The following is a 26,359-nucleotide window of genomic DNA, read 5'->3' as shown; positions in this document are numbered from 1 at the left end:
GCGTCAACACGAGCACCTCGAAAGGCAACCGATTCCGCGCCGTTCCGAGGACGGACACCCCCCGACACGGCCCCGACCCCAACCCACCCGCACCGGCGCCGCAGGCACCCGCACAGGCCGCCGCAGGCATCCACACAGGCCGCCGCAGGCACACCACGCCCGCCCTATGCCCCGGTCAGCTCCACCTGGACCTCGACCTCCACCGGCGCGTCCAACGGCAGCACCGTCACGCCCACCGCGCTCCGCGCGTGCACGCCCTTGTCGCCCAGCACCTCGCCCAGCAGCTCACTCGCGCCGTTGACGACACCCGGCTGCCCCGTGAAGTCGGAGGCGGACGCCACGAAGCCGACCACCTTCACCACACGCGCCACCCGGTCCAGGTCACCCGCGACGGACTTCACGGCGGCCAGGGCGTTCAGCGCGCAGATCCGCGCCAGCTCCTTGGCCTCCTCGGCCGTGACCTCCGCACCCACCTTGCCGGTGACCGGAAGCTTGCCCTCCACCATCGGCAGCTGGCCGGAGGTGTAGACGTACACACCGGACTGCACAGCCGGCTGATACGCGGCGAGCGGCGGCACGACCTCCGGAAGCGTCAGCCCCAGCTCGGCCAGCCGCGCCTCGACCGAGCTCACGCCTTCGCCCGCTTGAGGTAGGCGACGAGCTGCTCGGGGTTGTTCGGCCCGGGCACGACCTGGACAAGCTCCCAGCCGTCCTCGCCCCAGGTGTCCAGAATCTGCTTCGTGGCGTGGACGAGCAGAGGCACGGTTGCGTATTCCCACTTGGTCATGCGGCCGACTTTAGCCGCTGCGACACACCGGTCAGGCGGCCGACCTCACCCAGGTTGTCCACAGCCTCCCGCTTAGCCCGCGCACGGACTGGTTACGCTCGAATACGTGAGCAGGCTCCAGGTCGTCAGCGGCAAGGGCGGGACCGGCAAGACGACGGTCGCCGCCGCCCTCGCGTTGGCCCTCGCGACCGAGGGGAAGCGGACGCTTCTCGTCGAGGTCGAGGGCCGGCAGGGCATCGCGCAGCTCTTCGAAACGGAAGCGTTGCCTTATGAGGAGCGAAAGATCGCCGTCGCTCCAGGGGGCGGGGAGGTGTTCGCCCTCGCCATCGACCCCGAACTGGCCCTTCTGGACTACCTCCAGATGTTCTACAAACTGGGCAGCGCCGGCCGGGCCCTGAAGAAACTCGGCGCGATCGACTTCGCCACCACCGTCGCGCCCGGCCTCAGGGACGTACTTCTGACCGGCAAGGCGTGCGAGGCGGTGCGCCGGAAGGACAGGAACGGCCGGTTCGCGTACGACTACGTCGTCATGGACGCCCCGCCCACCGGCCGCATCACCCGCTTCCTGAACGTCAACGACGAGGTCGCGGGCCTCGCCAAGATCGGCCCGATACACAACCAGGCGCAGGCCGTGATGCGGGTGCTGAAGTCTCCGGAGACGTCCGTGCACCTGGTGACGCTGCTCGAGGAGATGCCCGTCCAGGAGACCGCGGACGGCATCACCGAGCTGCGGTCGGCGCGGCTGCCGGTGGGGCGGATCATCGTGAACATGGTGCGGCCCGAGGTGTTGGACGCGGCCGAACTGGAACTCGTACGGACTGTGCCGCGGACGGCCGTGGCCCAGTCACTGTCGGCCGCAGGACTCGGCGGTGCGCGCCGCGGCGGGCACGCCGAGCGGCTGGTGGACCCGCTGTTGCAGCAGGCCGCGGAGTACGGCGAGCGGTACGCGCTGGAGCACGAACAGCGGGCCGTACTGGGCGAGCTGGGCCTGCCGCTGCACGAACTGCCGCTGCTCGCCGAGGGCATGGATCTGGCGGGCCTGTACCAACTGGCGGCCGAGCTGCGCGAACAGGGACTGTCATGAGCCGGAAGCAGGGGATGTCATGAGCAAGGGGATGTCATGAGCAAGGATCCGGCCCTCGCCAAGGAGGGCGCCCGTCACCAGCTCTCCCCCGCACGCGTACTCGACCTCGACCCCCTGCTCGACGACCCGAAGACCCGCATCGTCGTGTGCTGCGGCTCGGGCGGCGTCGGCAAGACGACCACCGCGGCGGCCCTCGGCCTGCGCGCGGCCGAGCGCGGCCGCAAGGTGGTCGTCCTCACCATCGACCCGGCCCGCCGGCTCGCCCAGTCGATGGGCATCGACTCGCTCGACAACACCCCGCGCCGGGTGAAGGGCGTGGAGGGCGACGGCGAACTGCACGCAATGATGCTCGACATGAAGCGCACCTTCGACGAGATCGTCGAGGCGCACGCGGACGCGGACCGAGCGTCGGCGATCCTGACCAACCCGTTCTACCAGTCGCTTTCGGCGGGCTTCGCGGGCACGCAGGAGTACATGGCGATGGAGAAGCTGGGGCAGCTGCGGGCGAGGGACGAGTGGGACCTGATCGTCGTGGACACGCCCCCGTCCCGCTCCGCGCTCGACTTCCTGGACGCGCCGAAGCGGCTCGGGTCGTTCCTCGACGGCAAGTTGATCCGTGTCCTGCTGGCGCCGGCGAAGGTCGGCGGCCGCGCGGGGATGAAGTTCCTGAACGTCGGCATGTCGATGATGACCGGTGCCTTGGGCAAGCTGCTGGGCGGCCAACTGCTGAAGGACGTACAGACCTTCGTGGCGGCGATGGACTCGATGTTCGGCGGGTTCCGCACGCGCGCGGACGCGACGTACAAGCTGCTCCAGGCGCCCGGGACGGCGTTCCTCGTGGTCGCGGCCCCGGAGCGGGACGCCCTGCGCGAGGCCGCGTACTTCGTGGAGCGGCTGGCGGCCGAGGACATGCCGCTCGCCGGCCTGGTGCTCAACCGGGTCCACGGCAGCGGCGCCGACCGGCTGTCGGCCGAGCGCGCGCTCGGCGCCGCCGAAAATCTTGAAGAGCCCCGCATTGTGGATCAGGGGGACGGGAAAGCTGGTCTTCGTAACTCTCCCGACACATACGGCAGTTCAGGGTCTCCCACCGCGGAGTCTCCCGCCACCGACCCTCCCGCCACGGAACCTCCCGCTTCCGAAACTCCGGCTCCTGACGAAGGCTCCCCCGCCGCCACCCAGGACACGGACGTCACGCAGGACACGGAACCCACGCAGGAGATGTCCGTCCAACAACTCACCGCAGGCCTGCTGAGGCTGCACGCCGAACGCATGCGGCTGCTCTTCCGCGAGCAGCGCACGCGTGACCGCTTCACCGCGCTCCACCCCGAGGTGGCGGTGACCGAAGTGGCCGCGCTGCCCGGCGACGTGCACGACCTCGCGGGGCTGCGGGACATCGGAAACCGGCTCGCGGCCGCCCACCAGGAGCTGCCCGAGTCAGATGCCGGTGTCTGAGACACCGGCGCGTGCGATACCGATGCCGAGGATGCCCGAGGGCGGTGCCCTCAGCTCACTGCCGCGTAGCTCTCGTACACCTCGTCGTCGTCGAGCGGCAGGATGCCGACCCCCCGCTCGTATTCCGTACGCGCGGTCTCAAGGAGCCGGCGCCATGAAGTGACTGTGGGCCGCCTGCGCAGCAGTGCGCGGCGCTCCCGCTCCGTCATTCCTCCCCACACGCCGAACTCGACGCGGTTGTCGAGCGCGTCGGCGAGGCACTCCGTGCGCACCGGACATCCGGTGCACACCGCCTTGGCCCTGTTCTGCGCTGCTCCTTGAACGAACAGTTCATCCGGATCGGTAGTGCGGCAGGCCGCCTGCGCACTCCAGTCGACTACCCAGCCCATACCGGCGCCGTCCTCTCCCGAATCGAGGCTCCCCCACGGCGGCAGCGGCATATTCACCGCCGCCAGTTGAGGACGTTACGGAAGGTGGGCACAGCGCAACACCCCCTTCGGGCCCAATCTTGAATGGCCCGAACGGACTATGCGTAAGCGGCAGATCACCCGGGGGAGTGAGCCCGCGACATACGTGACTGTTCCGGCAAAGCGGGACAGTTGTATTGCGTCACAACGGGCACCAGGTGACACACGAGGTGGATTCGGACACGTCCCCGTCGAAAAAAGTTGGGGAACCTCCGGAACGATTCGGGGTCGCCGGACGTATTGATACGTAGCCCTACGGCTGTGACAGTTGAGAGCAGCTTAGGCCAAGGCATATACGCGTGTCCGGCGAATGAGAACGTAGGCTGCCCCTATGCCAAACAAGCGCTCGGGCGGTGGTCTGTCCTCCACGCAGCAGGCCGCCAAATTCCTCGGTGTCAGTGTGCTCGCGGGAGCCGTCATGGCCGGCATCGCGCTGCCCGCGGCCGGTGCGCTGGGTCTCGCGGCCAAGGGGTCGGTGGAGAGCTTCGACGAGCTCCCGGCCAATTTGAAGACGCCGCCGCTGAGCCAGCGCACGACCATCCTCGACGCCGACGGCGGCCAACTCGCCACCGTCTACTCGCGCGACCGCACGGTGGTCGGCCTGAAGAACGTCTCGCCGTACATGCAGAAGGCGATCGTCGCGATCGAGGACTCGCGCTTCTACCAGCATGGCGCGATCGACCTGAAGGGCGTCCTGCGCGCCCTCAACAAGAACGCGCAGACCGGCGGAGTCTCGGAGGGCGCCTCGACGCTCACCCAGCAGTACGTGAAGAACGTCTTCGTCGAGGAGGCCGGCGACGACCCGACGAAGGTCGCGCAGGCCACGCAGCAGACCCTCGGCCGCAAGATCAAGGAACTGAAGTACGCGATCCAGGTCGAAGAGGAACTCGGCAAGAAGAAGATCCTCGAGAACTACCTGAACATCACGTTCTTCGGCCAGCAGGCCTACGGCGTCGAGGCCGCCGCCCAGCGCTACTTCTCGAAGTCCGCGAAGAGCCTCAACCTCCAGGAGTCGGCCCTCCTCGCCGGCATCGTCCAGTCGCCCAGCCGGTACGACCCGATCAACGACGAGACCGAGGCCACCAAGCGCCGCAACACCGTGCTGCGGCGCATGGCCGAGGTCGGCGACGTCTCCCAGGCCGAGGCCTCCAAGGCCATGGAGCAGCCGCTCGGCCTCAAGATCAGCCAGCCCAAGAACGGCTGCATCACGGCCGTCCAGGGCGCCAGCTTCTTCTGCAAGTACGTGGAGCGGGTCTTCCTCAGCGACCCGGTCTTCGGCAAGTCCCGCGAGGAGCGGGCGAAGACCTGGAACCAGGGTGGCCTGACGATCCGTACGACTCTCGACCCGCAGGCGCAGAACTCGGTCGAGGAGTCGCTCAAGGACCACATAAACCAGAGCGACAAGGTCGCCGCGGCGGCCACTCTCGTCCAGCCCGGCACCGGCAAGATCGTCGCGATGGGCCAGTCGAAGCCGTACGGCTACGGCAAGAACGAGACCGAGTACAACTACTCGGTCGACGCGGCCTACGGCGGCTCCAACTTCGGCTTCCCGACCGGTTCGACGTTCAAGCCGTTCGTGGCGGCGGCCGCTCTGGAGGAGGGCCGGCCGGCGACGCAGGAGTACTCGTCGCCGTACGAGATGCAGTACCCGAGCCCGGTCCAGACGTGCGACAGCAGTCCGTGGACCAACAGGCGCGGCGAGAAGCTCGAGAACGAGACCGAGTCGGAGGTCGGCCCGTACCGGCTGAAGGAGGCCATGGCGAAGTCGGTCAACACCTACTTCGTGCAGATGATCTCCGACATCGGCCTGTGCCCGGTGGTCAACGTGACCGACAAGCTGCACGTCCGGCAGGGCAACGGCGACAAGATCCCCGAGACGCCCTCGATCGCCCTCGGCTCGATCGGCCTCTCCCCGCTGACGATGGCGAACGCGTACGCCGCCTTCGCCTCCCGCGGCATGTACTGCACCCCGATCGCCATCGAGTCGATCACGCAGAAGGTCGGCGACCAGCAGAAGTCGATGGAGGTGCCGAAGTCGACGTGCTCGCGTGCGATGAGCGAGAAGACCGCGGACACGGTCAACACGCTCCTGCGCGGCGTGGTCGACTCCGGTACGGGCCAGCAGGCCGGCCTCACCGACCGCGAGAGCGCCGGTAAGACGGGTACGACCGACGAGCGGAGGAACGCCTGGTTCGTCGGCTACACGCCGAACATGTCGGGCGCCGTCTGGGTCGGCAGTGCCACCCAGAAGGTCAAGATGAAGAACATCACCATCGGCGGCGTCTACCGCCCGCTCGTCTACGGCGGCGAGGTCCCGGGCCCGATCTGGAAGGACGCCATGACCGGCGCCCTGGAGGGCAAGACCACGGAGTCCTTCAACCTCGTCAACATCCCGGACCCCGCCAAGGACCGCGGTGACGGCGACGGAAACGGGAATGGCAACGGGAACGGCAACGGCAACAACGACGGGGACAACGGCGACAACAACGGCGGCACCACCGACGGCGGCACGGGAGGCGGCACCTTCCCGACGCCTTCCTTCTCCATCCCGGAGGGCTTCTTCCAGGGCAACGGGAACGGCAACGGCGGCCGCGACTGACGCGGTGACCTGAGAACGGGCGCGGCCCCTTCCTCCCGTACGGACTCATGTCGTACGAGGAGAAAGGGGCCGTTCGTGTGTTGTAGGGCCCGTGTCTCAGCGGCCCGGGGGCCCGTGTCTCACCGGCGCGCGGGCCGCCGTTCGTGCTGTAGGCCCGTGTCTCACCGGCGCGCGGGCCCGTGTCTCACCGGCGCGGGGGCCCTGTCTCACCGGCGCGGGGACGTTCAGCCTGCCAGGAGCTTCTTGACCGCGGCGGCGACGCGCCCGCCCTCGGCCTGGCCCGCGACCTTCGGGTTCACGATCTTCATGACGGCGCCCATGGCTCGCGGCCCCTCGGCACCGGCCGCCTTCGCCTCCTCGACGGCCTGGGCGACGATGGCGTTCAGCTCCTCGTCGCCGAGCTGCTGGGGCAGGTACGCGGCGAGCACCTCGCCCTCCGCCTTCTCGCGCTCGGCCGACTCGGCACGACCACCCTGCGCGAACGCGTCCGCGGCCTCGCGGCGCTTCTTCGCCTCGCGAGTGATCACCTTCTGCACCTCGTCGTCGGAGAGCTCGCGCTTGGTCTTGCCCGCGACCTCCTCCTTGGTGATCGCGGTGAGCGTCAGCCGGAGCGTCGAGGAGCGGAGCTCGTCGCGCCCCTTGATCGCGGCGTTGAGGTCTTCCTGCAACTTCGACTTGAGCGTGGTCATGGGTTGATTGTCGCAGGTGTCGCATCCCGTACGCCCGTTCATTTAACGGGCGTAGGGGCACGGGGCACTCGCCGGGTCTGACACGATGGACGTATGCGCTCGCGATATGGAGTACCCCTGGGAATCGTGGCGGCAGGCACCGCCGGTCTGGTGTACGCGGCGGGCTTCGAGGCCCGCTCCTTCCGCCTCCGACGGGTGACCGTCCCCGTCCTCCCCACCGGGATGCGCCCGCTGCGCGTGCTCCAGGTCTCCGACATCCACATGGTCGGCGGCCAGCGAAAGAAACAGCGCTGGCTGCGCTCGCTGGCAGGGCTGCGCCCGGACTTCGTGATCAACACGGGTGACAACCTCTCCGACCCGGAGGGCGTGCCGGAGGTACTGGACGCGCTCGGCCCGCTGCTGGAGTTCCCGGGCGCGTACGTCTTCGGCTCCAACGACTACTACGGCCCCAAACTCCGCAACCCCGCCCGGTACTTGTTCGAGAAGGCCCAGGGCCGCCACGGCCTGAACGGCAACGCACCCGCCGTGAACGCGATCCACAACCCGTGGGAGGACCTGCGGGACGCCTTCGACGGCGCGGGCTGGCTGAACCTCACCAACACCAGGGGCACGCTGAAGATCGAGGGTGCCTCGATCGAGCTGACCGGCCTGGACGACCCGCACATCAAGCGAGACCGCTACGCGCAGGTGGCGGGCGGCCCGTCCGGCGGCGCCGACTTCTCGATGGGCGTGGTGCACGCGCCGTACCTCCGCGTGCTCGACTCCTTCACGGCCGACGACTACCCCCTGATCCTGGCCGGCCACACCCACGGCGGCCAGCTCTGCCTCCCCTTCTACGGCGCGTTCGTCACCAACTGCGACCTGGACACGGACCGCGTGAAGGGCCTGTCCACGCACACGGCGGAGGGCCGTACGTCGTACCTCCACGTCTCAGCGGGCTGCGGCACGAACCGCTACACGCCGGTGCGGTTCGCGTGCCCGCCGGAGGCGACGTTGTTGACGTTGGTGGGACGGGAGTAGGCGAAAGCAGGCGGGAAAGCGGGCGTGGTGATGCCGGCGGGGCGGGCGTGGTGGTGCTGCGGATGCCGGTGGGGCAGGCGGGGTGGTTCTGCGGATGCGCGTGGGGTGTGTGGAGCACGGGGTACGGGTGGAGCGGGAGTAGCCCGCTGTTGGCGATGAGGGCGCGGCGGTGGTCCTCCTACTGACGCGGGCCGACGGCGGTTAACCCACACGGACTGCCCGTATCGCCCCTTTTGTCGGCCCTGCCTAGCGTGAGGGCATGACCGCCCCGATACCCAGGGACATCCCGGACCTGCCCGCACTCCCGGGTATGCCCGCGCTGCTGCCCTCGCTCGTACCCGCCACGGCGGTGGTGCCCCGCGTACGCCGCCCGCTCGCCGCCGTCTACCGCCTGCTCGTCGCCCTGGCGGCGACCACGGCCGTGACGATCGATCTCCTCCTCGGCAGCCCGGTCCGGATCCTGAGCCACTTCACGATCCAGAGCAGCATCCTGCTGGCACTGGTCATGGTGTTCTCGGCCCGCCGGGCGTGGTCGGCCCGCCACCCCCTGCCATCCGTCCTGACGGGCGCGGCCCTCCTCTACGTCACGACGACGGGCCTGGTGTACCACCTGCTCCTGGCGAACCAGGCGAGCCCGTTCCCCCTGACAGGCGCGGCGGCCACCCCGACGGGCTGGCACGCGATCACCAACCAGGTCCTGCACACGCTGATCCCCCTCGCAGCCCTCCTGGACTGGCTCCTCCTGACCCCACCCGGCCGCCTGCACCTGCGCCAGGCCACCACCTGGCTCCTCTACCCCCTCGCCTACCTGGTCTTCTCCCTGACCCGCGGCGAACTGATCCCACCGGGCACCCCGGGCCGCTACCTCTACCCGTTCCTGGACGTCGACCTCCACGGCTACCGGAGCGTCCTGGGCAACGCCCTCCTCCTCGGCCTCTCCTTCTTCGCCCTCGCCGTCCTCCTCGTGGCCCTCGACCACGCCCGCCCGAACATCGTCCGCCACCACACGAAAACCGGATTTCGTCTCCAGCCACCGGTGGGCTAAAGTGAACGACGTCGCCGCGACGAGCAGCGACAATCGGGGTGTAGCGCAGCTTGGCAGCGCGCTTCGTTCGGGACGAAGAGGTCGTGGGTTCAAATCCCGCCACCCCGACAGCTGAAATACCAGGTCAGGGGCCTGATCCGCGAAAGCGGATCAGGCCCCTGAGTGGTTTCCCGGGCCTCCTGGGAGAAATCTGGGAGAAGATCTTGAAATTCCGCCCCCAGACAGCACCTACTGGCGCGCCCTCAGACGCTCCCGCAAGAGGTCGTTGAGCACAGCAACCGGCGACGTCGGGCACATCGCGATACGAGCATCGAGGGACGCCTCCCATTCGACGGTGAGGTCTGCCAAGAGCTCCTGACGCATCTCGCGGGTGATGTGCGAGTAGCGCGCCTGCACGGAGCCGTCGATGTGCCCCATGCGCTCATCCATCAGCTTCGGCGGAGTGCGGAATCCTTCCATGCGCGTCTTGTGGGTGTGGCGCAGCCCGTGTGGAGTAAGCCCCTTCGCGATCGGCACCCAGCAGGTGTCCGCTCGCGCTTGGGCGCCTCTCCCCCGCGCCGGCACACCGGGCCAGGGATCGGCCATGACCGGCACGGGCCGTGCCTCCTGGGGAGCCTTCTTGGGGTACCAGCCGGAGACGGCCGGCGTGAACAGCCACGTGGCGAACCCGTTCCGTCTCCAGTGCTCGGCCTGGTCGATGGCGCCGCCGCCGCGCGTAAATCCGAGAGCGTCGATGGCCTCCCGTACCCGCTCCCTGGCGGCTTGGGTTACGGCATCGGGCCGGTTGAGAACGTTGGAGACGGTGCCGGTGGAGACGCCGGCTCGTCTCGCCACGTCGACCACCTTCGCGCCGGTCTCCCCAGTGCGGGAAACTCCCTGCCCGCGGAACATGTAGGTGTTGCCATGACAAGCGCAGGGCTTTGGCTGGGTACGGGCTACGTGGCTGGCCCACAAGCGAGTGAGCCATGCCGGGGCATCGATGGTGCGGTAGCTGTCGTCTTTGGGAGGGCAGCGTTCGAACTCCCCCGAGTCGAGTTCGTAGAGCTGCCATTCCACGCGCACGGCCCCTCTGCGAACGAACTCGGTCTCCAATCCCACAATTTCGCCCCACCGCATGCCTGTGTAGCCCTTGGTCACGACGGCAACGAACTCGTCATCGCGCCCGGAGAGCAGAGAGGCGCGCTCAGCACACAGCAGGATGCCAAGGGGCTCGGTGACGACTTTCTCGGGTCCTCGGTCGCGCGAGCGTCCGGCGCGTTTTCCCCTACCGCGGCGTTTGGTGGCGGGGTTGGCGCTGATGAGTTCGTCGTCCATCGCGTCTTCGAGGACCAGGTGGAGAGTGCCGCGCCACGTCTTCACGCTCGATAAGGCGTAGAGCGCCTTCTCCTTCTTCTCCCACACATCCACGTCCACGCGCTGGATTGAGGCGAGCGGGCGATCCTCGAACTCTGGGAGCAGGTGCTCTTCCAGGTGACGGCGGTAGTTCTGCATCGTGGACGCAGCTAGATCTTGCGCCGCGTACCACCGCGAGGCGTACTCGCCGAATGTGATCTGTCCGGCCGCTGGGTCCTTCCAGCCGCCCGAACGAACCTTCGCTTCTTCGGCATCAGCGGCTTGCTTGGCTTCGCGCTTAGTGCGGAAGCGGACAGTCTCGCCACTCTCGGCAGCAACGGTGCCGTACTTGCCTGTTGAGATCTTGTAGCGGCCACGCCAGTACGTGCCGCGATCCTCCGCAAACCCCATGCTCCCTCTCACGACAAAGCGGTGGGTGGGAGCCTGTCGACTCCCACCCACCGCGATCATCCGTTCTGTCAGGCGGCGTTTCGTGTCCGTCGCGGACGGCGCGCTCGGAGCTGCACCACGGGTCCGCCTGCTTGCGTCTTAGCGCGACGGCGAGGGGTGGGCGCGTTGCCCTCGGAAGGGCTGTCCTCGCTGGGGCGCTCCTCAAGAATGTGGAAGATCTCCTTTACGTGATCGTTCGTGAAGCGGTAGCCACTTCCGCTCCGCATGAAGGGGATTCGTCGGCGTCGGGCCTGCTCTTTGACCCACCACTCCGAGCACCCCAGGGCTGCCGCCACGTCGGCAGCCGAGTAGCTCTTGGGGAGTCCGATCTCCTTCTGCACCTTCACGGCTCCTCACCACACGTCGTCTTGGCCTTCTGGGGAATCCGCAACATCCGCCACGCCGCAACATTGCTGGTCAGCGGCTTGAGTCTGTGGCGGATGCCGTTTCTGTTGCGGATAGGTCCCGCCGCGCGGGGCGGCGCGGCGGGACCTTCGGGCGTAGCTGGTCAGCCAGCGATGCGGAGTTGGCGTGTGTCGGTTTCCTCGAACATGTGGCGGGCCTCAGAAGGGGTATCCGCCACAGATTCACCCCCGTTGACCTGCGGTGTTGCGGACGTTGCGGATGTTGCGGATTTCTCAGGGTGCGGGGGGCAGTAGCGGGTCCACGCGTCGCTGAGGTCCTCCGCGTAGTAGCCCTTCGGAGTGCCGCTGCCCACCCGGATGCCGCGGGGCTTGATTGGGGTGTTGTCGGGGCGCACGTACTGGCTCAGGAGCTTGGACAGACCGCGCGCGGTGAGTGGCTTGATGCTCTGTCCGTCGTCGCTCAGGTCGGCCCACGGGGCGTCATCAAGCCCCAGGAGGACTTCGAGGATTGCGGCGGTCGGCATGCGGTCGGCACCACAGAACACCTTGTCGCGCAGGTCCGTCAGCAAGCGCACCCCCTGGGATGCCTCATCGCCCTGCGAAGCGGCCTTGATGAGCGCGACACAGGCGGCACGGGCCCGCTCGGGCCAGTGCCCGCCGGCCGCGTCCGCAACCGCCAGCAGCGGCTCCCACACGTCAGCCGGCCTGTCCGAGACACCCTCGGGCATGTCCGGCCACGCGTCCGCGATCTGCTCGTGGATCGTGGCGGTCCACTCCGCGAGCCGGTCACGCAGGATGTGGCCCTGCTTCTCGTGGACGCGGCGACGGTAGGGCTCGCACTTCTCGTTGGGCGCCTTCTTGCGCATGCGGATGATGACGGAGCGGGTCAGGATCGTGTCGGGCAGCGAGCCGAGTCCGGCCATGGCGACCGCACAGAACGAGTCGAACCAGCCTGCTTTCTGGTCGGATCCCTCTCCGACGCAGCGCAGGGACTTGGCGCCGCGCCGGTAGCCGGAGTTGAGGAACCCGCGGACCTCTTCGTTCCCGCCGGCCTTGGGCCCGAAGACGGTGTCGATCTCGTCGAACAGCAGCGTCGGCGTTCCTGCGTCGGCCGCTACCAGCCGGAACAGGGCGTTGGCGGAGGCATTGACGGTGGTCGCAGCTCGCGGCGTGAGGGTCTCGATGATCTCCAATGCCCGCGACTTCCCGGAGCCCGGTTCAGGGCTCAGGAAGGCGATACGGGCGGTGCCGTCGAGCGCTTCGATCAGGTGGGCGTGCGCGTCCCACAACGTGACGGCGGTGTACGCGTGCTCGGTGGGGAAGACGTTGAAGCGGCGGTGGAAGGCTTCCACCTCGTCGAGCAGCGCGGCTCCGTCGATGGACGGGCCGGGCGTGTTGGTGCTGGTCATGCGGCGGTCCTCCCTTCCTGGGGAGTGCGGAGCGGGCAGGTGTCGCGGTGTGCTTCGTGGTCGGCGATCAGGGCGTGCACCTTGCTGTGGCCGATGGCACTGCGGTCACGGCCGCACAGGCATTTCGAGGTGGCCGTAGGGACGGCGCCACGCGGGGCGACGATGTGCAGCCACGCGACGGGGTACCGGCCGTCGCCCCGGTGCGGGTCAGGGAGAACAGCAGTGGGGACGCCTTCGGCGACGCCCTTCGGCTCGCACACGGCCTGCTCAGGCGTGGCCTGTTCGGCGTCCTGCGGGCCGGTCGTGGCTGTCTGCTGGCCTTCCAAGGGGGGAGGGAGTGGGGTGTTCATGCCGCATCCCGGGGCCGGGCTTTGCGGATGGAGCTGTCCAGAGCGCTGCGGATCGTGGCGCGGCACTCGGCAGCGGTGAGCCCGCGTGCCTCTCCCGCCCCTTGGAAGGCTCCCTCCACCACGTGCCGGGCGATGTCGCCCCACGCGACGAAGCGCCCCACCTTGAAGGCGGACCGGTTGAGCGTGATGTTGCCCTCCCCCTCCGGCGCCGCCAGCACCGTCCGGCATTCGCGCTCCAAAGCGGCGGTGGCTGCGCGGCTGCCGCTGATCGTGGGCCACGCGAAGGGCACGACCGGCCGGGGCTCGGGCTCCTCCAACAGGCGCACCATCCACGCGGGCAGCTCCGCGGGAGCCATGTCGTCGGTGACGGCGTACGGGCCGGCCGGGGTGATGCTGCCTGCTCCGACGACATAGCCACCCCAGCCGCGGGTGTCGACCAGCGGGGCGAGACTGCCCGCGGTGTTGGCCAGCCGGATGCCGGCCGGGGCGGCGAAGTACAGATGCCCTCCGCCGCTCGCGGTCCGGACCCGGCGGGTGGCAGGGACGGGCTGTCCGGTGCGCTCGCAGAGCGCTCCAAAGGTCGCCGCGCCGCAAGGCGCGTCCCCACTGCTGTTGCCCTTCGGCAGGTCGAGATCCACCACCAGGAGCCCGGAAGGGCTGGTGGCAATACCGACGTTGAACGGCGCGCGCTCCCAGGTGCCGCGGATGCGGTCCGGGTCGGTGGTGGCGCGCTGCTCCCACTTGCGGTGCCCGTCCTCGCACACCCCAGTACGCGTGCAGGCAACCTCGCCATGCAGCGCGGGCCGCTTCGTGCCCGGGCGGAGGGGAAAGACGTGCCAGCCACGCTCAGCGGCCTCCAGTGCTGCATTCAGCAGGTGCGCGTTCATGCGGCCACCTCCAACGTGCGGGAGGCGAGGAATGCGCGGCCGATCCACTCGCCGTAGGCGGGCGGGATGCACTCGCGGATGCCGTCCCGGTTCATCCACCGCACTCCGAGGACGCGGCGGGCGAGGGGGACGCCGGAGAAGTTGCCGACGAACTGCCCGTAGTAGCCGGGCGGGACGGGCCGGCCCATCTTGGCCTGCGGTACCAGGTGCGGCGGGTGGTCGGGCTGTTCGAGGCGGAAGCCTGCTCCGGTCTCGAAGAACCGGTGCCGGTACGTCTCCAGCCCGAACATCGGCCCGCAGAGCATCACCGGGTCGTTCAGCTTCGGGGCGGCGCCGCCGACGTTCTCGATCACCCACGGGTTCCCGGTGGTTTCCAGGGCGGCGCGGGTGGGTGCGATCAGGTCGGGGTGGTCGTTGCCCTGGATGCGCTGGCAGTCGGTGTCGTGCTGGCAGGGCGGTGAGGCGTGGATGAAGTCGAACTCCGTCCCGCGGTCGAGGACGAACGCGATGGCGTCCGCTTGCACGAAGCGGTAGGGATAGCGGGGCTGGGGGTCTTTGTCGACGCCGGTCACGTCGAACCCGGCGTCGGCGTAGCCCTTGGCCGCGCCGCCCTGCTTGCAGTACAGGTCCAGTAAGCGCGGGCGCCTGCCGCGCACTCGCCGGATGATGGCGGGTTGCGTCATCCTGGGGTCTCCAGTTCCTTTGATGGATGCTGGCTGGCAAGGGCGGCCCCGCGACTTTGGCGAGACGAGGGGGCCGCCCTTGGCGTAGCTAGGTGCTCTTGGAGCGGGCGAGCTTCAACGTGATGCCGCCGACGCCGATGGGTCCGGCCGCGGCGGCGATGACGGTGAAGGTGTGGGCCGCGGCATCGAGCAGGAAGCAGATGGCGGCGACCAGACCCCAGCCGCCGGCAACGACCGCGCCCGCGATGGCGAACGGGACGACGATGCGCCGCCACTGGAAGGCGGGCGGGGTGTCGTTGACGACGAACACGACCGGCTGTCCGGTCGCCTGCGCGCGCTGGTAGAGGTCGGCCGGGATGTGCGGGGCTATCTGGCCGGGCGGGAGGTGCTGGCTCATTTCTGGCTCCCTCGGGATGTGCCGCGGGCCCGCGCCGACAGGTGGCGCGGGCCCGTGCGGATGGATGCTGTGCTTGTCGCGTTGCTTGTCGTCTCTCTTGTCGTGCGGCTTGTCGTCTGGCTTGTCGCTTGTCTTGTCTTGTCGCTTGTCGCCTCCCAGGTCACAAGCCGTATCCGGGCCCCACGGGCCCCTCAGACGACACGTGGTGAAGCGGGGGCGACAAGCAACAAGTGATCAGGTGCCGGGCGCGTGGGAACGGTGGATGTAGCGGGCTTTGGTGCCCTCACCGACCCGTACGGCGGTGCCGTCCTGCACCCACGTTTTCAGCCAGCCGACGACCGTCTGACGGGTCGTGCCGTACGCGTCTGCGAGCGCGCGGGCGATCGCGGATGCTCCGGTGCCTTCCCGTCCGGCGGCGAGCAGCGCGGCGAGCGCGGCCTGTTGCGCGGGGCTGTCCTGTTCGCCTCGCAGCGCCGACAGGTTCAGTCCGGCCGAATGGTCCGGCCCGTCGCTCTCAGCGGCGGTGTGCGGGTCGGGTGCGGTGCCGAACTGCGCGTCGATCTCCTCACGAAACCGCCGCGCCAACTCCTCCTCCGGCGACTCCGACTGATGGTTCAGCGCGGACAGTCGAAGCGTCGCCCCCGGAACGCTCCGTGCCGAGTCGGCGGCATCGTCCGTTGCCACCTGGTCGCGCATCCATGCGGTGCGCTCGGCGTCCCAGCGCCGCGCGTAGGCGGGGCCGGCTGCCTTGGCGGACACAGCATCCAGCGTGGGGTGGCGGTCGGAGGTGGCGGCGATGATCTCCCGTATCTGGTTTGGCAGGATCCGCCACGCCTTGAACAGCGCGGCCGGGGACTCTGGGGTGCCCATGAACCCGGCGCCCTTGTGCGGGGCCTGGTCGACGCGCAGGCCGCGGGTGCCGGGGAACATCTTGCTCAGGTCCATGCCCTCGGTCTCGCCACCGGTGAGGGCGACGCGGACCTTGGCTTCCCGGCGGATCATCAGGTTGCTCAGCACGCTGCCGGTCGCCCCGAGCGCGGTGAGCACGGTGCGCACGCCCATGGCGCGGGCGATCCGGATCACTTCGAGGATCTTTTCCCCGAGCTTGCGGATCTGCCGGTCGGGGCTGGCCAGGATCTCCGCGCCCTCGTCGATCACGAGCATGATCTGAGGGATCCGCGGGCTGATCGGCAACAGGTCCGTGTTCGCCTTGGACAGCAGATCCTGGTAGCCCATCTTGCGCTGCTTGGCCACGCGCACGGCCGTGTCCAGCATCGTCATGGCCTCGTCGAATGTGCCGGCGAGCCAGTCGATACCGGGCCGCACGGGCTTGCCGTCCTTGCGCACGATCTCCCCGTTCAGCGCGGGCAGCACCCACGGCAGGCCGGCCGAGCCGGCGTTCAGGTCGATCACCCACGTCAGGACGTCGTCGGTGCGGGCGAACCCGGCGAGGATCGCGTGCACCATGTTCGTCTTGCCCGAGCCAGTCGGGCCGACGATCAGGGCGCACTGTTCGCGCAGGTAGGTGAGGATCTGGGAGGCGTTGGTGCGGTAGCCCCACGGGATACCGGTGAGCACGGACAGGGTGCTGTAGTCGGCGGGGTAGGTGCGTTCCTGTTCCAGGACGTTGACCGTGGTCACGTCGATGATGACCCGTCCCTGGTCGATGCCGGGGGAGGCGGTGGCGGTGCAGCCGTGCGGCAGACGGGCGTCCGCCGACAGTCGCGCGGACTCACCCGCGATCTTGGACCAGGTAGCGCCGCCGGGCGGGAGTTCCGCGTCGATGGAGAATCCGGCACCGGTCTCCCACATCTCCACCCCCAGCACCCGCACGGTGATGGAGCACACGCGCTGGATGCGGTCGACCCATTCCGCGGCGATCGCACGGCGTTCCGCGGACAACTCCGCCGCGATCTGCCGCTGCTCGACAGCGATGGCCTCCTCTTCCCGCGCCTCCTCGTACAGCCCGGCGGATCGTGCGGCGGCGCCCATACCGACACCGATCGTGGCCAGCGAGCCGAGCGCAGCCCAGGTGAGCGGTCCGTTCGTCATGGCCCACGTGGTCCAGCCTGCTCCCACGAGCCAGGAGGCGGCGCGGGTGGCCAGGGTGCGGCCGGCGTTGCGTACTCGCAGGCCGACCACGGTGTGTCCCAGGGCGCCAGCGGCGCCCACGGCCAACGTCCAGCCGGGCGGCATGGCGGTGGCCGCTCCAGTGGCGGCGACGGCGAAGGCTCCGGTGGTCGCGGACAGGGCGCCGGTCACGGGTCCGTGACCGGCAGCCCAGTCCAGCACCGGGCCACTGCCCTGCTGCTGTTTGGCGGTGGCGGTGCTCATCTCAGACGTTCCAGCCCTTCTCTGCCTCGGGTCCGTTGCGGGGGTCCTCGTGGCGGGCGATGTCCTGCTCGTGCTGCCGGCGGAAGATCGGGCCCATTTCCTCGGCCACGGAGACCGCGGCCATCACCGCGCCGAAGCAGTCCCGGAAGGTCTCCGCGACCGCCTTCTCCAGCGGGAACTCGTTGTCGGAGCGCTCACCGAGAATCTTCATCACGTTCGCCACGCTGGTCAGCGCCTCCGGAAGACCCTCGATCATGGCGAGGATCTCCATGGCGTTCTCGGGGTCGTACTGATTGGCGGCCTGCTCCATCTCGGCAGCGGCCTCTTCGAACCGGAAACCGGACACGTGCTCTCCTTCAGTGACCTCGGGGATCGTGCTGGTGGGAACCTTCACCGCAGGGCGCTGGACGCTGTCCGCGATGCCCTGCGTACCGTCCTGATTGGCCTGCGCATCGGCGGCGTCCTCCCGCTCGCGCAGGGTCTTACGCGTTGACTCGTCCCGGCCCACGCGCTGCACGCCCGCGGTCTGTGCCATCCGGCGGAACAGACGCCGACCGGGATGGATCAGGGCGGGGATGCCGAACTTGCGGCCGATCGGACTGGTCAGAAAGCCGAGCAGTCCGGCCGGCAGTGCGAGCAGCGCGGCCAGCAGACGGCGGCCGTGGAAGCGGGCCGCGGAACGGCGCAGTGCCTGGCGTGCTGCCTTGCGGGCCGGGGCCTTACGGACCTGCCCGCGCTTGGCTGCGATGGTGCCGCCGGTTTTGGCGTCGCGCCGGGCACGCTGCTTGGCAACCGCAGCGTCCCGCGCGGCACGTGCCTTACGGGCCGCACCGCCCGTCAAACGGCCTGCCAGACCAGGGCGCTTGCCCGACCGTGCGTTGCCGGCCGCGGCCTTAGCGTTGCGCCGGGCGTCAGCGACCGCGCGCCGCGCGGTGGTGGTCTGTGCCCGCTGTCCGCCGCGCGAACCTGCCGCGGCCTTCTGCGCGGCACGCAGCGCCTTGACCTGCCCGACCCGGCCCGCAGCCCTACCCGCGCTCACCGCATGCCTGGCCGCGCCGTGACCACCCTTGCCCTGCGCCTTATTGCTGGTTGCGGCGCTGCGGTGACCTGTGGCCGGGGCGGTGCTACGGCGGTCCTGGCCGGGCACCTTGCCCGACCGGCCACCGGATCGACCAGCACGAGCAGCACCTGAACGGCTTCCGGAGCCGCCGCGGGCGCCCGAACCGGCGCTCCGTAGCCCCGCGGTGCGAGCAGCATTACGACCGGCGGTGCGGGCCGCGGACCGGCGAGTCTCACGGCGGGTGCTGGGCTTGCGGGAGCGGGCGGCGGCGACCGTGCCGAGCACGACCATGCCGGTAGCTGCCACCGCCGCGGCGATCGGGCCACCGGCCAGGGACGCGGCGGCGACCGCACCCACGGTGCTGTTCGCCCCGGACAGGGCGAGCGGCACGATGGGCCACCCGCCGGGCGTGTGCTCAACCTCCTTCACGTCCTTTGCCGTGGCGGGCGGGGTGTCAGGAGGCGGGGGCGGTGTGATCGGGGCAGCCGGTACGGCTACCGGCTCAGTGCTGAGTTCCGTCATGCTGTGAGCACTCCTTCAGGGGAGTAGGGCCCGGCCGGTTGCTGTAGGAGGCGGTGGCCGGGCCCGCCGAATCAGGGCGTATCCGCAGCTCAGTGAGTGCGGTGCGGGTGGTGCGCGGCGATCTCCCGCCAACGCCGGTTGTCCGCACTGTCCGTGCGGGTGAGGCTGACGGTGAAGTCGCAGCCGGGCCGCGTGCAGCGGTGCGTGGTCGTCGACCAGGCGCCGATCACGCGGAACAGCAGACTGGAGAACGTGGCCGTGCAGGACAGGCAGCAGGCCAGCAGCAGCGAGACGGGCACGCCGTAGCCGGACAGCTGCACGCCGATCACGATGGCCAGAGCCGCACTGACGGCGACAGCGCCCGCGGTGAGGCGCGATAACGTGCGTCGTTCACTCGAACTCCTGTGGGGTGTTCAGGCAGCGCGCTGCTCTTCGGGGTAGGCGCAGGGCACGCACATGCCCAGCGAGGTGGGGATGACGTAGCCGGCATCCCGCCCGCACTCGGGGCAGGTGCGCCGCGCGGTGTTGGCCTTTGCCAGGGCCGCCCATTTCGCGGGCGTCATCGGCCGCACGGGCTTGGCCTTGTCGATCTCGTACAGGTAGGCGACCAGCGGGCCGCGGCGATACCGCGGGCGCTCGATCTGCGCGGTGACGTCCTGACCGCCGGGCCGCAGGCCGCGCGCCCGCAATTGTCGGACCGTGGCCAGACCGTCCGGAGCCAGGCGCCAGGAGTAGACCCGGGATGCTGGCCATCAGTTGCTCGCGATGGCCAGCTCAGCCCCACTGGTGGAGGGGTCGCGGTGTTCGGCGTAGCGGGCCGATACCCAACCGACCGACCAGCCGCACAGCTCCGCAGCCGACCGGACCGACAGACCCGTCTCGAACGCGGCTGCCGCAATCCGCCGGGCCTCATCCTCGGGCAGCTTGCCCGCCGCCGGCCCGCGCGCCAGCAACGCCTCACGTTCACGCGTCAACCGCTCCTCGCGCTCCCGCTGTTCACGCTCCGCCCGCTCCGCCCGCTCGCGGCGCTCATTCTCGGCCTGCTCGCGAGCGTGGCGTTCACGGCGTTCGCGCTCGTGCTCACGCTGTTCACGCTCGCGTTCACGCCGTTCACGCTCGGCCCGCTCCGCAGCCTCGCGAGCCGCCAGCAACTCGCGTTCCTCACGCGCCCGGCGCTCCTCACGCTCCGCCTGCTCACGGACCAAGGAGGCTTCATGCTCACGCTGTTCACGAGCCAGCGCCGCGGCGTGCTCGCGCTCTTCGCGCGCCTCCTGACGGGCCCGCTCAGCCCGCTCCCGCTGCTTGTGTTCGGCCTGCTCGCGCTCTGCCTTCTGTGCCGCCTCCAGGGCGCTGACCGCCTTGGCGATGGCGCGCCGGTAGGCGAGTCCGGTCTCCGCGGTGACGATCAGCAGCAGCGGCGCCACCGCGTGGACAGCCATGCCGACCAGGTCGTTCTTCAATGCGGAGTCGGCGGTGTTGAGGGCGAGCGTCATCAGCCCGGTCATCCACCGCAGCACCACCGGCCACCGCCCGCCGTGCCCGCCCAGCCGGGCCAGCACGTCATCGAGCTTGACCACGATGACCACCGCGGCATCCACCACGAGCGGCAGGATCGGAGCCGTCCAGTCCCACCGATCGGCCGTGTGCTTGGCCATCAGTGGAGTGACCGTCAAGACCGAGTAGAGCATCGCCCCGAACACGATCAACCACGTGCCCACCGACAACGCCCGCTCCGCTGAACGGATATGAACAGCGTTCACGCGCCACCCCCGACCGGCTCCGGAGCGGGCATGAACGCCCGGCGGAACCCCTGCGCCGCGGCGTCGCGAATGAACGCCTCAGCCCGCCACTCACACTCGGCTGCCGGGCTTTCACCGGAGGGCACCCACCGGGCGCCGACCGGCGCTCCGTGCGTCGCCGTGTCGGCGTAGGCGTCCTCGCGGGACCGGTAGATGGTGTGCGGCCGGCCGTAGTGCATGAGCAGCGTCAACTCCCGGCCCGGCTGCCGCGCCTCCTCCAGCTCCTGACGCAGCCGGCGAAAGGCGACTTCGTTGAGGAGGAGTTCCTTCTGCGCGGCGGCGAGTTCCTCCATCGCGAGGGACAGGAGTACGCCCACCTCGGACGTGGTCGCCTCCGCTCGCTCCGCGCGGTCGATGACGGCGAACAGCTCCCGCACGTGCTCGCCGAACGCCTCGTTCGCGGCGGCGCTGGCCTGCCGGGCGTGCTCGCGAGCCGCGCTCAGGTCGGCCTCCAGCCGGTCCAGGCGGGCCGCGGTGACCATGCGGATCATGCCGCCTCCCCCGTCGTAACACGGTTGGCGGCCTCACGCCGCGCGGTCAGCACCTTGTTCGCCGCCCGACGCAGCCGCCGCTCACCGAGCACGGACGCCGGCCGGTCCAACAGCGCGATCTGCACGTCCAGCAGCTCCAGCTCCGCGTCCATCAGCGGCGCCTCAGCCTCGATAGCGTCCAGCTCCGCATCCGTAGGCTCCATGAACGGAGCGAATGCGGTAACAGCCTCCTGAACAGTAACGATGTGGTCCATTGGGTCGTGTTCCTCTCATGGGTGAACGGCCCTCAGCGGCTCCCGGGGTGCCACCCGGGAGCCGCGCACCGTTGGAAACCAGGGCTTCCGGCTCCCCTCAGCCCCGCCCGTACGACCATGTGGGCCGGACGGACGGAGGAGGCAACCGACCGCAACGGAGATCCGCGCTGCGGAGGCGGACCGGCTTCACCGGCCTGCTGTTTGCCGCAGCAGGCCCGTCCCGAGCCGGTGGATCGGGCGCGTCATCGTTCACTGCTCTGACGCCAGCAGGGCGGCGTACACCAGGTGGCATCCCAAGGGCTGACCTCCAGAAATGAAGGGTTGATCCGCCGGGATGTTCTCCAGAGCCGGTGCACGGGGAAGTGGCCGCCAATGACGAACTTCACCCGGTCGTCACGGGGACGGGGAATTGCACCCCGTCGATCTAGAACGCTGTTGAGTTGTCAAAGAACCGTCGCTTCTTTCGAGCCCGTTTCACGGAGCCCTCCAGGCGTTCGTGCAGGTCAAGCGCTTTCAGACGCAGCCGGTGAAGCCCTTCCGGGCCTCCCGTCCTGTCTCCACTTCAGATTGACCCATGTCAATCTGAGTGTCAAGCAGATCCGCCGAAGGATCAGAGATTGACCTAGGTCCGGCTACTCTCGAAGCCATGGACCAGAGCCCCGAAGCGCCCAGGCAGACACCCACGGCCAAGGAGATTGCAGCGGAGTACCGCGAGAAGATCACGGGCCCCGAGCGCGAGTACGCCCCTGGAGACCAGCTCCCAGCAGCTCGCAAGCTCGCCAAGGAACTTGGCGTGCAGCTCATGACTGTCCAGAGCGCGTTCGGTCAGCTCCGCGACGAGGGGTTGGTTCTCACTCAGCAGGGCCGCGGGACGTTCGTCCGCGATCCTGCTGTACCCCTCGGCACCGAGCCGGGAAGTAGCCCGGCATTCACTGCCTTGTCGGCAGAGCTCAGCACGATCCATGACGCCCTCGCCTCGCTCGGTGAGCGTCTAGATCGGCTTGAGCGGCTTGTGGGTAGCGAGATTCCACCGTCGCCGTGAGTTCGGTCGCGCGCCTCAGCAGTCGTTCGACCTTGACGCGCGCCTCGCTCAAACTCGCTTCGATCAAAGCGAGTTCAGCAGGAGTCATGCCTTCCAGTTCGCCGCTTCGCTCCTTGATCCCTGACATGCCAATGAGCATGTGGCCGGGAACGGCAGAGGACCCGGACAATGTGTCCGGGTCCTCTTTCCTGCAGGTCAAGGTGGTTGACGATCCGTCATTGAGTGACCTGGTCCACTGCGTTCAGCACTGCTGACCATGGGAGGTCGCGTCCCGCCGGCGCGTCCCGCGGCTCGTACAGCGGCCACACGTCCGGGCCGTAGACGACGTGCACGCCTCCAGCCCTGAGCGTGTCGATGTGGCGCTGCCATGCTGGATGGCGAGCGTGCGCGGCGTTCACCCGCGGGAAGACGACGACGGGCAAACCGAGGGTGCCGATAGCCTCGCCCACCTGCGTCAGTGCCTGGTTGTCCATAACGCCCGCCGCGAGCTTGGCAACCATGTTGGCCGACGCGGGGGCGACCACGTAGCAGTCAACCGGCGGGTGCGGTCGGGCGTCGCCAGGCAACCGCGGCTCGTCCCGTACGGGGAGACCGGTCAGCTTTTCCAGCCTCTCCACCTCGCCGCTCAGCCGCAGCCACTGACCCGCCGTCGGAGTCAGCGTGACGGCCACCTGCCATCCCCGCTCCATCGCAGGCTCAACGAGACCGGTGCGCATTGTCTCTACGCCTCCAGCCGCAGACCCGACGACTCCGAGCACCCCGCGCTTGTTTGACCTCACTGCACCGCCCTGCACCGTTGGGCCATCACGAACACCTCCGACGAACGCGACCCGCCGGTGACCGGTGACTGTTTGATGAGGTCCCGCAGTGTCTCGCGCACCCTGGGATTGTTGCGTACTAGCTGCGGCGATGTGCGCTCAGCCGTTCGCAGTTCCGTGAATGCCTCATCGCCTTGTCCAGCGAGCGACAGTGCGCGAGCGAAGTCGATCCGGTGCGAGACGCTTCGCTCCTGCGGCATGTGTTCCACGTTGATCCGCCCGTGCTCCACCACGTACGACACGTTGTCCAGGTCCAGTTCAACGGACAGGCGGTGAAGCAGGACGTTCGTGGGCCCAAAGCCGGTGTGCCAGTAGTTCTTATCCGACCCGAGGTCATCCGCGAGTTCTTCCGCGCGATCCAACAAGCCCGTCGCGGTGGGCCGGTCCTGGTGGCGTGCCGCCGCGACAGAGGCGCGCAGGTGAATCATCCCCAGCAAGCTCAGCGCTGCCGGGTCGTTCTCAGCGACCCGAGACGACAGCCATGCAGCCGCCGTGTTGCCCAGCTCCAACGCGTCGTCGTACCGGCCGTTTGCCAGTAGGGCGTGTGTACCGGACCGCGCGGCTGACGCCAATACGAGCGGGTCGTCCGACTCGTCCGCAGCGCGCATTGCGCGCTCGGCAGCCAGCCATGAGATGTCTGACTCACCGATCTTCGCGAGCGTTGTTGCTGCGAGGTGGTGCGTACGAGCCGATACCGCCCAGCAGTCGCTGCGGTCCTCGCCACCGCGTGCCGCTCGTTCCTCAAGCTCCTGCGCTGTTTGAAGGAGCGCGGGAAGAGCGGCGATGACGCTGCCGAGTCGACCATCCTGGTAGTCGTCCCATGCCTGCTCCACACGTACAGCCACAGGGGCAGGCGTCGGGAGCTGCACCTCGGCCTCGCGGCCGAAGAGCAAGCGCGACAGCCGGCGCGGACTCATGAGCGCGTCGCGGACGGCCGGCACGTCGTCCTGCTGCCTCTCGTCCTCCATGAGTACGGTCTGGCCGAGCAGGTCCCCGAGGGGCACCCGCAGGATGCGCGACAGCTCCGCGAGCATGTCGATGCGGGGCGGCTTCCGGCGCCCCGTTTCGATCTTCGCCAACCAGTCGGTGCTTCGGCCGACCAGTCCAGCCAGGACCTCTTGGGTGTAGCCGCGGCGCTTGCGATAGAACGCGATCCGCTCGCCGATGCTGAGGTGATCTCCAAGACCACGCATTGCGTGTTGCCTCCTGGCTGGTTGGGGGCCCGTTTCACGGTACAGAGCCGGTGACGAGGTCGGGTAGTTCACCTTGCTCACCATCGGAGCCAGTACGAGCGTGACGGGTCCACAGCAAAGAGACCCGGACAGAGTGTCAGGGTCTCTGATCTCGCCTTTTCGGGACTGGAAGCGCCTGGGAGGGCTAGCCGGCCAGCGGGTGCCCCTTGGCAGACGCAGTGGCAGGAACCCATGGAGGAGCCGCAATGTGCACTCTCAGCGTGGTAAAGCCTTTCCCCACCTCATCAAGGCGGCTCGCTCCGCTCCCCTCGCGCCTGTCTACGCCCCGCCTCCAGCCCGGTCGGGGCAGGGCTGCGCTCATAGCAGTCATCCACCTGATGACAGAGGCGGGCGACATGGCGGGGGCGGTCGACTCGATGGATGCCACATCAAGCGATATTGGATTTTGCGTGACTTCAACTACCAATAGATCGCCACGATTTCAGCGTCAATGAAATTCCCATCAATGTCGCCATCCAGACGACCACTAGAATTTGCAGGCCGAACTGAAAGACTGCCATCCACCATGAGGCCAAACTGAGCTAGCGACTGGCCACGCATTCGGGCTAGATCGTCTGGAGAGAATTGACATGCAATACCGCTCGATACACATTCCGCGACTTCCTGGAACGCGAGGCGATTAGCGGCGACAGAACCCAACTGGGAAGCTCTCGCAGAGGAAATTACTTCAATCTGCGACCGCAGCCCCCCAGGCATAGTCTCTCCCTGGGAATCGACAAGAAGTTCACCGTACCGGTTCAGCGCCGCCTCACGAAGCTGTGACACGTCCTGACCGTCATCCACCCCCCCGGTCATCGCCCTAAGCGCAGAAGGACCAAAGTCATCCATCGCGCTTTCCATGTCGGGAATAACTTCCTTGAGTACATCAACAAGCTTGACCGGACTCCACGAGTCCTGAACCCCGTCGCGCCCCACTCGGCACAGCACCTTTACTGGTGAGCTCGAAAAGAGAACTCGCCTGATGTCTTTCCAGAATAGCGCCTCCTCAACGACACCAACTAGATGAAGGGGTTTTCGGATACGCCGATAAGCTACCGGAAGTTCTGGGAAGAGGTCGCTATGAACGAGAAAGTTCCGACCATTGACATTGGAAATTTCATAGTCAAGAACTCGACATTTAATCGGGATCAGCCCGGCCATCAATTCCTGAATGAAGCCGTTGACTTCAATCGCAGTCCTCATTTCGTGCGTGTCTACCTCAGCTGCAAGGGCAGGCGACTGACCAATAATATTGGTCATGCTCGAGATGATGGTACTCGTCCGAAAAATGGCATCGGCGCGTAGCTCAACTTGCAGTTCCAGAAGCTGCCCCCGCTTCAAGCTCGCTCCATCGACGATCCAGGGGGAAATACCTGAGCTACCGGTCGAGGAATGGCGAATCTTTCGTAGCATTGCCGGTTTCAGTTCTGGCAAGGGGCCGGATCGCAGAACTAGAGATGTCTCAAGCCTTGCATATAGGTCCCTAAAAGTAGCCTGGATTGACGCCTTCCGTAGCACTTGGTAGTCGCTCGTACGAGTGATCTCACGTTTCACCCCGGCATTCACTTTTGCCATACTCGCCTTATACTCCCCACCCCCACTAATCTCTGACCGCGTGGAGTTCGTGAGCTTTTCCGTGATTTCACTGGGGATTGCCCCCAAGATGGATGCCAGCAGGCTCGTAACACTCACTTCGTCAAGATAGATAAACTCGCGAAGGCGTTTCATTTCGCGAACTCCACGACGAAGAATCTTGAGCCTGAACCATACCTTGAAGCGCTGCATCAACTG

The 26,359-nt window shown here is 68.2% G+C and carries 26 protein-coding genes and 1 tRNA gene; 7 read left to right on the top strand and 20 right to left on the bottom strand.

Annotated features, from left to right (window positions below):
• Positions 1–164 precede the first annotated feature (164 nt).
• Positions 165–632 (bottom strand): RidA family protein, encoded by a 468-nt coding sequence (locus tag ACFWWR_RS17545; protein WP_383871754.1) that lies wholly within the window; start codon positions 630–632, stop codon positions 165–167.
• Positions 629–787 (bottom strand): DUF4177 domain-containing protein, encoded by a 159-nt coding sequence (locus ACFWWR_RS17540; protein WP_020129281.1) that lies wholly within the window; start codon positions 785–787, stop codon positions 629–631. The genes ACFWWR_RS17545 and ACFWWR_RS17540 overlap by 4 nt, the downstream gene beginning before the upstream one ends.
• Positions 788–893: 106 nt before the next feature.
• Between ACFWWR_RS17540 and ACFWWR_RS17535 the strand changes: the two genes are divergently transcribed.
• Together ACFWWR_RS17535 and ACFWWR_RS17530 are read left to right on the top strand one after the other, a co-directional pair.
• Positions 894–1,871, top strand: a complete 978-nt coding sequence (locus ACFWWR_RS17535) for an ArsA family ATPase (RefSeq protein ID WP_383871751.1) — start codon at positions 894–896, stop codon at positions 1,869–1,871.
• 36 nt (positions 1,872–1,907) lie between these two features.
• The gene (locus tag ACFWWR_RS17530) at positions 1,908–3,323 is read left to right on the top strand and encodes an ArsA family ATPase (RefSeq protein WP_384304089.1); all 1,416 of its coding nucleotides are present in this window, start codon (positions 1,908–1,910) and stop codon (positions 3,321–3,323) included.
• Positions 3,324–3,373: 50 nt separating this feature from the next.
• Here the strand turns inward: ACFWWR_RS17530 and wblA are convergent, their stop codons facing one another.
• Positions 3,374–3,712 (bottom strand): transcriptional regulator WblA, encoded by a 339-nt coding sequence (wblA, locus tag ACFWWR_RS17525; protein ID WP_217241406.1) that lies wholly within the window; start codon positions 3,710–3,712, stop codon positions 3,374–3,376.
• Between the two features lie 409 nt (positions 3,713–4,121).
• Here wblA and ACFWWR_RS17520 point away from each other — a divergent pair, with 409 nt between their 5' ends.
• A complete protein-coding gene (locus ACFWWR_RS17520) occupies positions 4,122–6,389 on the top strand; it encodes a transglycosylase domain-containing protein (protein ID WP_383871747.1) in 2,268 nt (755 codons plus the stop codon).
• Between the two features lie 224 nt (positions 6,390–6,613).
• Here ACFWWR_RS17520 and ACFWWR_RS17515 read toward each other — a convergent pair whose 3' ends face one another.
• Positions 6,614–7,078 carry a GatB/YqeY domain-containing protein gene (locus ACFWWR_RS17515; RefSeq protein WP_383871745.1) on the bottom strand — a complete coding sequence of 155 codons (465 nt, stop codon included), beginning with the start codon at positions 7,076–7,078 and terminating at the stop codon, positions 6,614–6,616.
• 93 nt (positions 7,079–7,171) lie between these two features.
• Here ACFWWR_RS17515 and ACFWWR_RS17510 point away from each other — a divergent pair, with 93 nt between their 5' ends.
• The 3 genes from ACFWWR_RS17510 to ACFWWR_RS17500 all read left to right on the top strand — a co-directional run bounded on the left by ACFWWR_RS17510 (position 7,172) and on the right by ACFWWR_RS17500 (position 9,251).
• Positions 7,172–8,098 (top strand): metallophosphoesterase, encoded by a 927-nt coding sequence (locus tag ACFWWR_RS17510; RefSeq protein WP_384304087.1) that lies wholly within the window; start codon positions 7,172–7,174, stop codon positions 8,096–8,098.
• A 259-nt stretch (positions 8,099–8,357) separates the two neighbouring features.
• Positions 8,358–9,143: a Pr6Pr family membrane protein gene (locus ACFWWR_RS17505; protein WP_384304085.1), complete on the top strand. Its 786-nt coding sequence runs from the start codon at positions 8,358–8,360 to the stop codon at positions 9,141–9,143.
• A 34-nt stretch (positions 9,144–9,177) separates the two neighbouring features.
• Positions 9,178–9,251 (top strand) — tRNA-Pro (locus tag ACFWWR_RS17500).
• A gap of 120 nt (positions 9,252–9,371) precedes the next feature.
• Here ACFWWR_RS17500 and ACFWWR_RS17495 read toward each other — a convergent pair.
• The 13 genes from ACFWWR_RS17495 to ACFWWR_RS17435 all read right to left on the bottom strand — a co-directional run bounded on the left by ACFWWR_RS17495 (position 9,372) and on the right by ACFWWR_RS17435 (position 21,476).
• Positions 9,372–10,886 carry a LacI family DNA-binding transcriptional regulator gene (locus ACFWWR_RS17495; protein WP_384304082.1) on the bottom strand — a complete coding sequence of 505 codons (1,515 nt, stop codon included), beginning with the start codon at positions 10,884–10,886 and terminating at the stop codon, positions 9,372–9,374.
• A gap of 547 nt (positions 10,887–11,433) precedes the next feature.
• On the bottom strand, positions 11,434–12,699 hold the full coding sequence (locus tag ACFWWR_RS17490) for a DUF3631 domain-containing protein (RefSeq protein WP_384304080.1): 1,266 nt from the start codon (positions 12,697–12,699) through the stop codon (positions 11,434–11,436).
• Positions 12,696–13,049: a hypothetical protein gene (locus ACFWWR_RS17485; RefSeq protein ID WP_384304078.1), complete on the bottom strand. Its 354-nt coding sequence runs from the start codon at positions 13,047–13,049 to the stop codon at positions 12,696–12,698. Before ACFWWR_RS17485 ends, ACFWWR_RS17490 begins: the two co-directional genes overlap by 4 nt.
• Complete coding sequence (locus ACFWWR_RS17480) at positions 13,046–13,936, bottom strand: bifunctional DNA primase/polymerase (RefSeq protein WP_384304075.1); 891 nt, start codon at positions 13,934–13,936, stop codon at positions 13,046–13,048. Before ACFWWR_RS17480 ends, ACFWWR_RS17485 begins: the two co-directional genes overlap by 4 nt.
• Positions 13,933–14,619, bottom strand: coding sequence for a class I SAM-dependent methyltransferase (locus tag ACFWWR_RS17475; RefSeq protein WP_384304072.1), 687 nt, complete (start codon positions 14,617–14,619; stop codon positions 13,933–13,935). The genes ACFWWR_RS17480 and ACFWWR_RS17475 overlap by 4 nt, the downstream gene beginning before the upstream one ends.
• A gap of 88 nt (positions 14,620–14,707) precedes the next feature.
• Complete coding sequence (locus ACFWWR_RS17470; protein ID WP_384304069.1) at positions 14,708–15,016, bottom strand: hypothetical protein; 309 nt, start codon at positions 15,014–15,016, stop codon at positions 14,708–14,710.
• A 234-nt stretch (positions 15,017–15,250) separates the two neighbouring features.
• Positions 15,251–17,350 (bottom strand): hypothetical protein, encoded by a 2,100-nt coding sequence (locus ACFWWR_RS17465; protein ID WP_384304066.1) that lies wholly within the window; start codon positions 17,348–17,350, stop codon positions 15,251–15,253.
• Between the two features lies 1 nt (position 17,351).
• Positions 17,352–18,932 carry a hypothetical protein gene (locus tag ACFWWR_RS17460; RefSeq protein WP_384304063.1) on the bottom strand — a complete coding sequence of 527 codons (1,581 nt, stop codon included), beginning with the start codon at positions 18,930–18,932 and terminating at the stop codon, positions 17,352–17,354.
• 89 nt (positions 18,933–19,021) lie between these two features.
• The gene (locus tag ACFWWR_RS17455; protein WP_384304060.1) at positions 19,022–19,252 is read right to left on the bottom strand and encodes a hypothetical protein; all 231 of its coding nucleotides are present in this window, start codon (positions 19,250–19,252) and stop codon (positions 19,022–19,024) included.
• Positions 19,253–19,345: 93 nt separating this feature from the next.
• Complete coding sequence (locus ACFWWR_RS17450; RefSeq protein WP_384304102.1) at positions 19,346–19,654, bottom strand: RRQRL motif-containing zinc-binding protein; 309 nt, start codon at positions 19,652–19,654, stop codon at positions 19,346–19,348.
• Between the two features lie 30 nt (positions 19,655–19,684).
• The gene (locus ACFWWR_RS17445; RefSeq protein WP_384304057.1) at positions 19,685–20,692 is read right to left on the bottom strand and encodes a DUF2637 domain-containing protein; all 1,008 of its coding nucleotides are present in this window, start codon (positions 20,690–20,692) and stop codon (positions 19,685–19,687) included.
• Positions 20,689–21,222 carry a hypothetical protein gene (locus ACFWWR_RS17440; RefSeq protein ID WP_384304055.1) on the bottom strand — a complete coding sequence of 178 codons (534 nt, stop codon included), beginning with the start codon at positions 21,220–21,222 and terminating at the stop codon, positions 20,689–20,691. Before ACFWWR_RS17440 ends, ACFWWR_RS17445 begins: the two co-directional genes overlap by 4 nt.
• Positions 21,219–21,476: a DUF6284 family protein gene (locus ACFWWR_RS17435; RefSeq protein WP_384304052.1), complete on the bottom strand. Its 258-nt coding sequence runs from the start codon at positions 21,474–21,476 to the stop codon at positions 21,219–21,221. The genes ACFWWR_RS17440 and ACFWWR_RS17435 overlap by 4 nt, the downstream gene beginning before the upstream one ends.
• A gap of 646 nt (positions 21,477–22,122) precedes the next feature.
• On the opposite strand from ACFWWR_RS17435, the gene ACFWWR_RS17430 reads away from it, so the two are divergent.
• Positions 22,123–22,518: a GntR family transcriptional regulator gene (locus ACFWWR_RS17430; RefSeq protein ID WP_384304050.1), complete on the top strand. Its 396-nt coding sequence runs from the start codon at positions 22,123–22,125 to the stop codon at positions 22,516–22,518.
• 215 nt (positions 22,519–22,733) lie between these two features.
• On the opposite strand, the gene ACFWWR_RS17425 is transcribed toward ACFWWR_RS17430, so the two are convergent.
• From ACFWWR_RS17425 to ACFWWR_RS17415, 3 genes are all read right to left on the bottom strand, one after another.
• A complete protein-coding gene (locus tag ACFWWR_RS17425; RefSeq protein WP_384304047.1) occupies positions 22,734–23,276 on the bottom strand; it encodes a flavoprotein in 543 nt (180 codons plus the stop codon).
• Positions 23,277–23,293: 17 nt separating this feature from the next.
• Positions 23,294–24,529, bottom strand: a complete 1,236-nt coding sequence (locus ACFWWR_RS17420; RefSeq protein ID WP_384304045.1) for a helix-turn-helix domain-containing protein — start codon at positions 24,527–24,529, stop codon at positions 23,294–23,296.
• Positions 24,530–24,988: 459 nt separating this feature from the next.
• Positions 24,989–26,353 carry a hypothetical protein gene (locus ACFWWR_RS17415; RefSeq protein ID WP_384304043.1) on the bottom strand — a complete coding sequence of 455 codons (1,365 nt, stop codon included), beginning with the start codon at positions 26,351–26,353 and terminating at the stop codon, positions 24,989–24,991.
• Positions 26,354–26,359 lie beyond the last annotated feature (6 nt).

It is taken from the genome of Streptomyces sp. NPDC058678 (genome assembly GCF_042714835.1).
In the GTDB taxonomy this organism is placed as follows: Bacteria; Actinomycetota; Actinomycetes; order Streptomycetales; family Streptomycetaceae; genus Streptomyces.
The sequence above is the reverse complement of the archived record's forward strand: the minus strand, read 5'-3'. Positions and strand labels throughout refer to the sequence as shown.

What these genes read in the sequence shown, in the direction of transcription:
- ACFWWR_RS17465 (WP_384304066.1), bottom strand. Translation starts at nt 17,350, where the DNA reads ATGAGCACCGCCACCGCCAAACAGCAGCAGGGCAGTGGCCCGGTGCTG.
- ACFWWR_RS17440 (WP_384304055.1), bottom strand. Translation starts at nt 21,222, where the DNA reads ATGATCCGCATGGTCACCGCGGCCCGCCTGGACCGGCTGGAGGCCGAC.
- ACFWWR_RS17475 (WP_384304072.1), bottom strand. Translation starts at nt 14,619, where the DNA reads ATGACGCAACCCGCCATCATCCGGCGAGTGCGCGGCAGGCGCCCGCGC.
- ACFWWR_RS17530 (WP_384304089.1), top strand. Translation starts at nt 1,908, where the DNA reads ATGAGCAAGGATCCGGCCCTCGCCAAGGAGGGCGCCCGTCACCAGCTC.
- ACFWWR_RS17415 (WP_384304043.1), bottom strand. Translation starts at nt 26,353, where the DNA reads ATGCAGCGCTTCAAGGTATGGTTCAGGCTCAAGATTCTTCGTCGTGGA.
- ACFWWR_RS17510 (WP_384304087.1), top strand. Translation starts at nt 7,172, where the DNA reads ATGCGCTCGCGATATGGAGTACCCCTGGGAATCGTGGCGGCAGGCACC.
- ACFWWR_RS17515 (WP_383871745.1), bottom strand. Translation starts at nt 7,078, where the DNA reads ATGACCACGCTCAAGTCGAAGTTGCAGGAAGACCTCAACGCCGCGATC.
- ACFWWR_RS17490 (WP_384304080.1), bottom strand. Translation starts at nt 12,699, where the DNA reads ATGACCAGCACCAACACGCCCGGCCCGTCCATCGACGGAGCCGCGCTG.
- ACFWWR_RS17495 (WP_384304082.1), bottom strand. Translation starts at nt 10,886, where the DNA reads ATGGGGTTTGCGGAGGATCGCGGCACGTACTGGCGTGGCCGCTACAAG.
- ACFWWR_RS17520 (WP_383871747.1), top strand. Translation starts at nt 4,122, where the DNA reads ATGCCAAACAAGCGCTCGGGCGGTGGTCTGTCCTCCACGCAGCAGGCC.
- ACFWWR_RS17480 (WP_384304075.1), bottom strand. Translation starts at nt 13,936, where the DNA reads ATGAACGCGCACCTGCTGAATGCAGCACTGGAGGCCGCTGAGCGTGGC.
- ACFWWR_RS17420 (WP_384304045.1), bottom strand. Translation starts at nt 24,529, where the DNA reads ATGCGTGGTCTTGGAGATCACCTCAGCATCGGCGAGCGGATCGCGTTC.
- ACFWWR_RS17435 (WP_384304052.1), bottom strand. Translation starts at nt 21,476, where the DNA reads ATGGACCACATCGTTACTGTTCAGGAGGCTGTTACCGCATTCGCTCCG.
- ACFWWR_RS17505 (WP_384304085.1), top strand. Translation starts at nt 8,358, where the DNA reads ATGACCGCCCCGATACCCAGGGACATCCCGGACCTGCCCGCACTCCCG.
- ACFWWR_RS17485 (WP_384304078.1), bottom strand. Translation starts at nt 13,049, where the DNA reads ATGAACACCCCACTCCCTCCCCCCTTGGAAGGCCAGCAGACAGCCACG.
- ACFWWR_RS17460 (WP_384304063.1), bottom strand. Translation starts at nt 18,932, where the DNA reads ATGACGGAACTCAGCACTGAGCCGGTAGCCGTACCGGCTGCCCCGATC.
- ACFWWR_RS17430 (WP_384304050.1), top strand. Translation starts at nt 22,123, where the DNA reads ATGGACCAGAGCCCCGAAGCGCCCAGGCAGACACCCACGGCCAAGGAG.
- wblA (WP_217241406.1), bottom strand. Translation starts at nt 3,712, where the DNA reads ATGGGCTGGGTAGTCGACTGGAGTGCGCAGGCGGCCTGCCGCACTACC.
- ACFWWR_RS17540 (WP_020129281.1), bottom strand. Translation starts at nt 787, where the DNA reads ATGACCAAGTGGGAATACGCAACCGTGCCTCTGCTCGTCCACGCCACG.
- ACFWWR_RS17470 (WP_384304069.1), bottom strand. Translation starts at nt 15,016, where the DNA reads ATGAGCCAGCACCTCCCGCCCGGCCAGATAGCCCCGCACATCCCGGCC.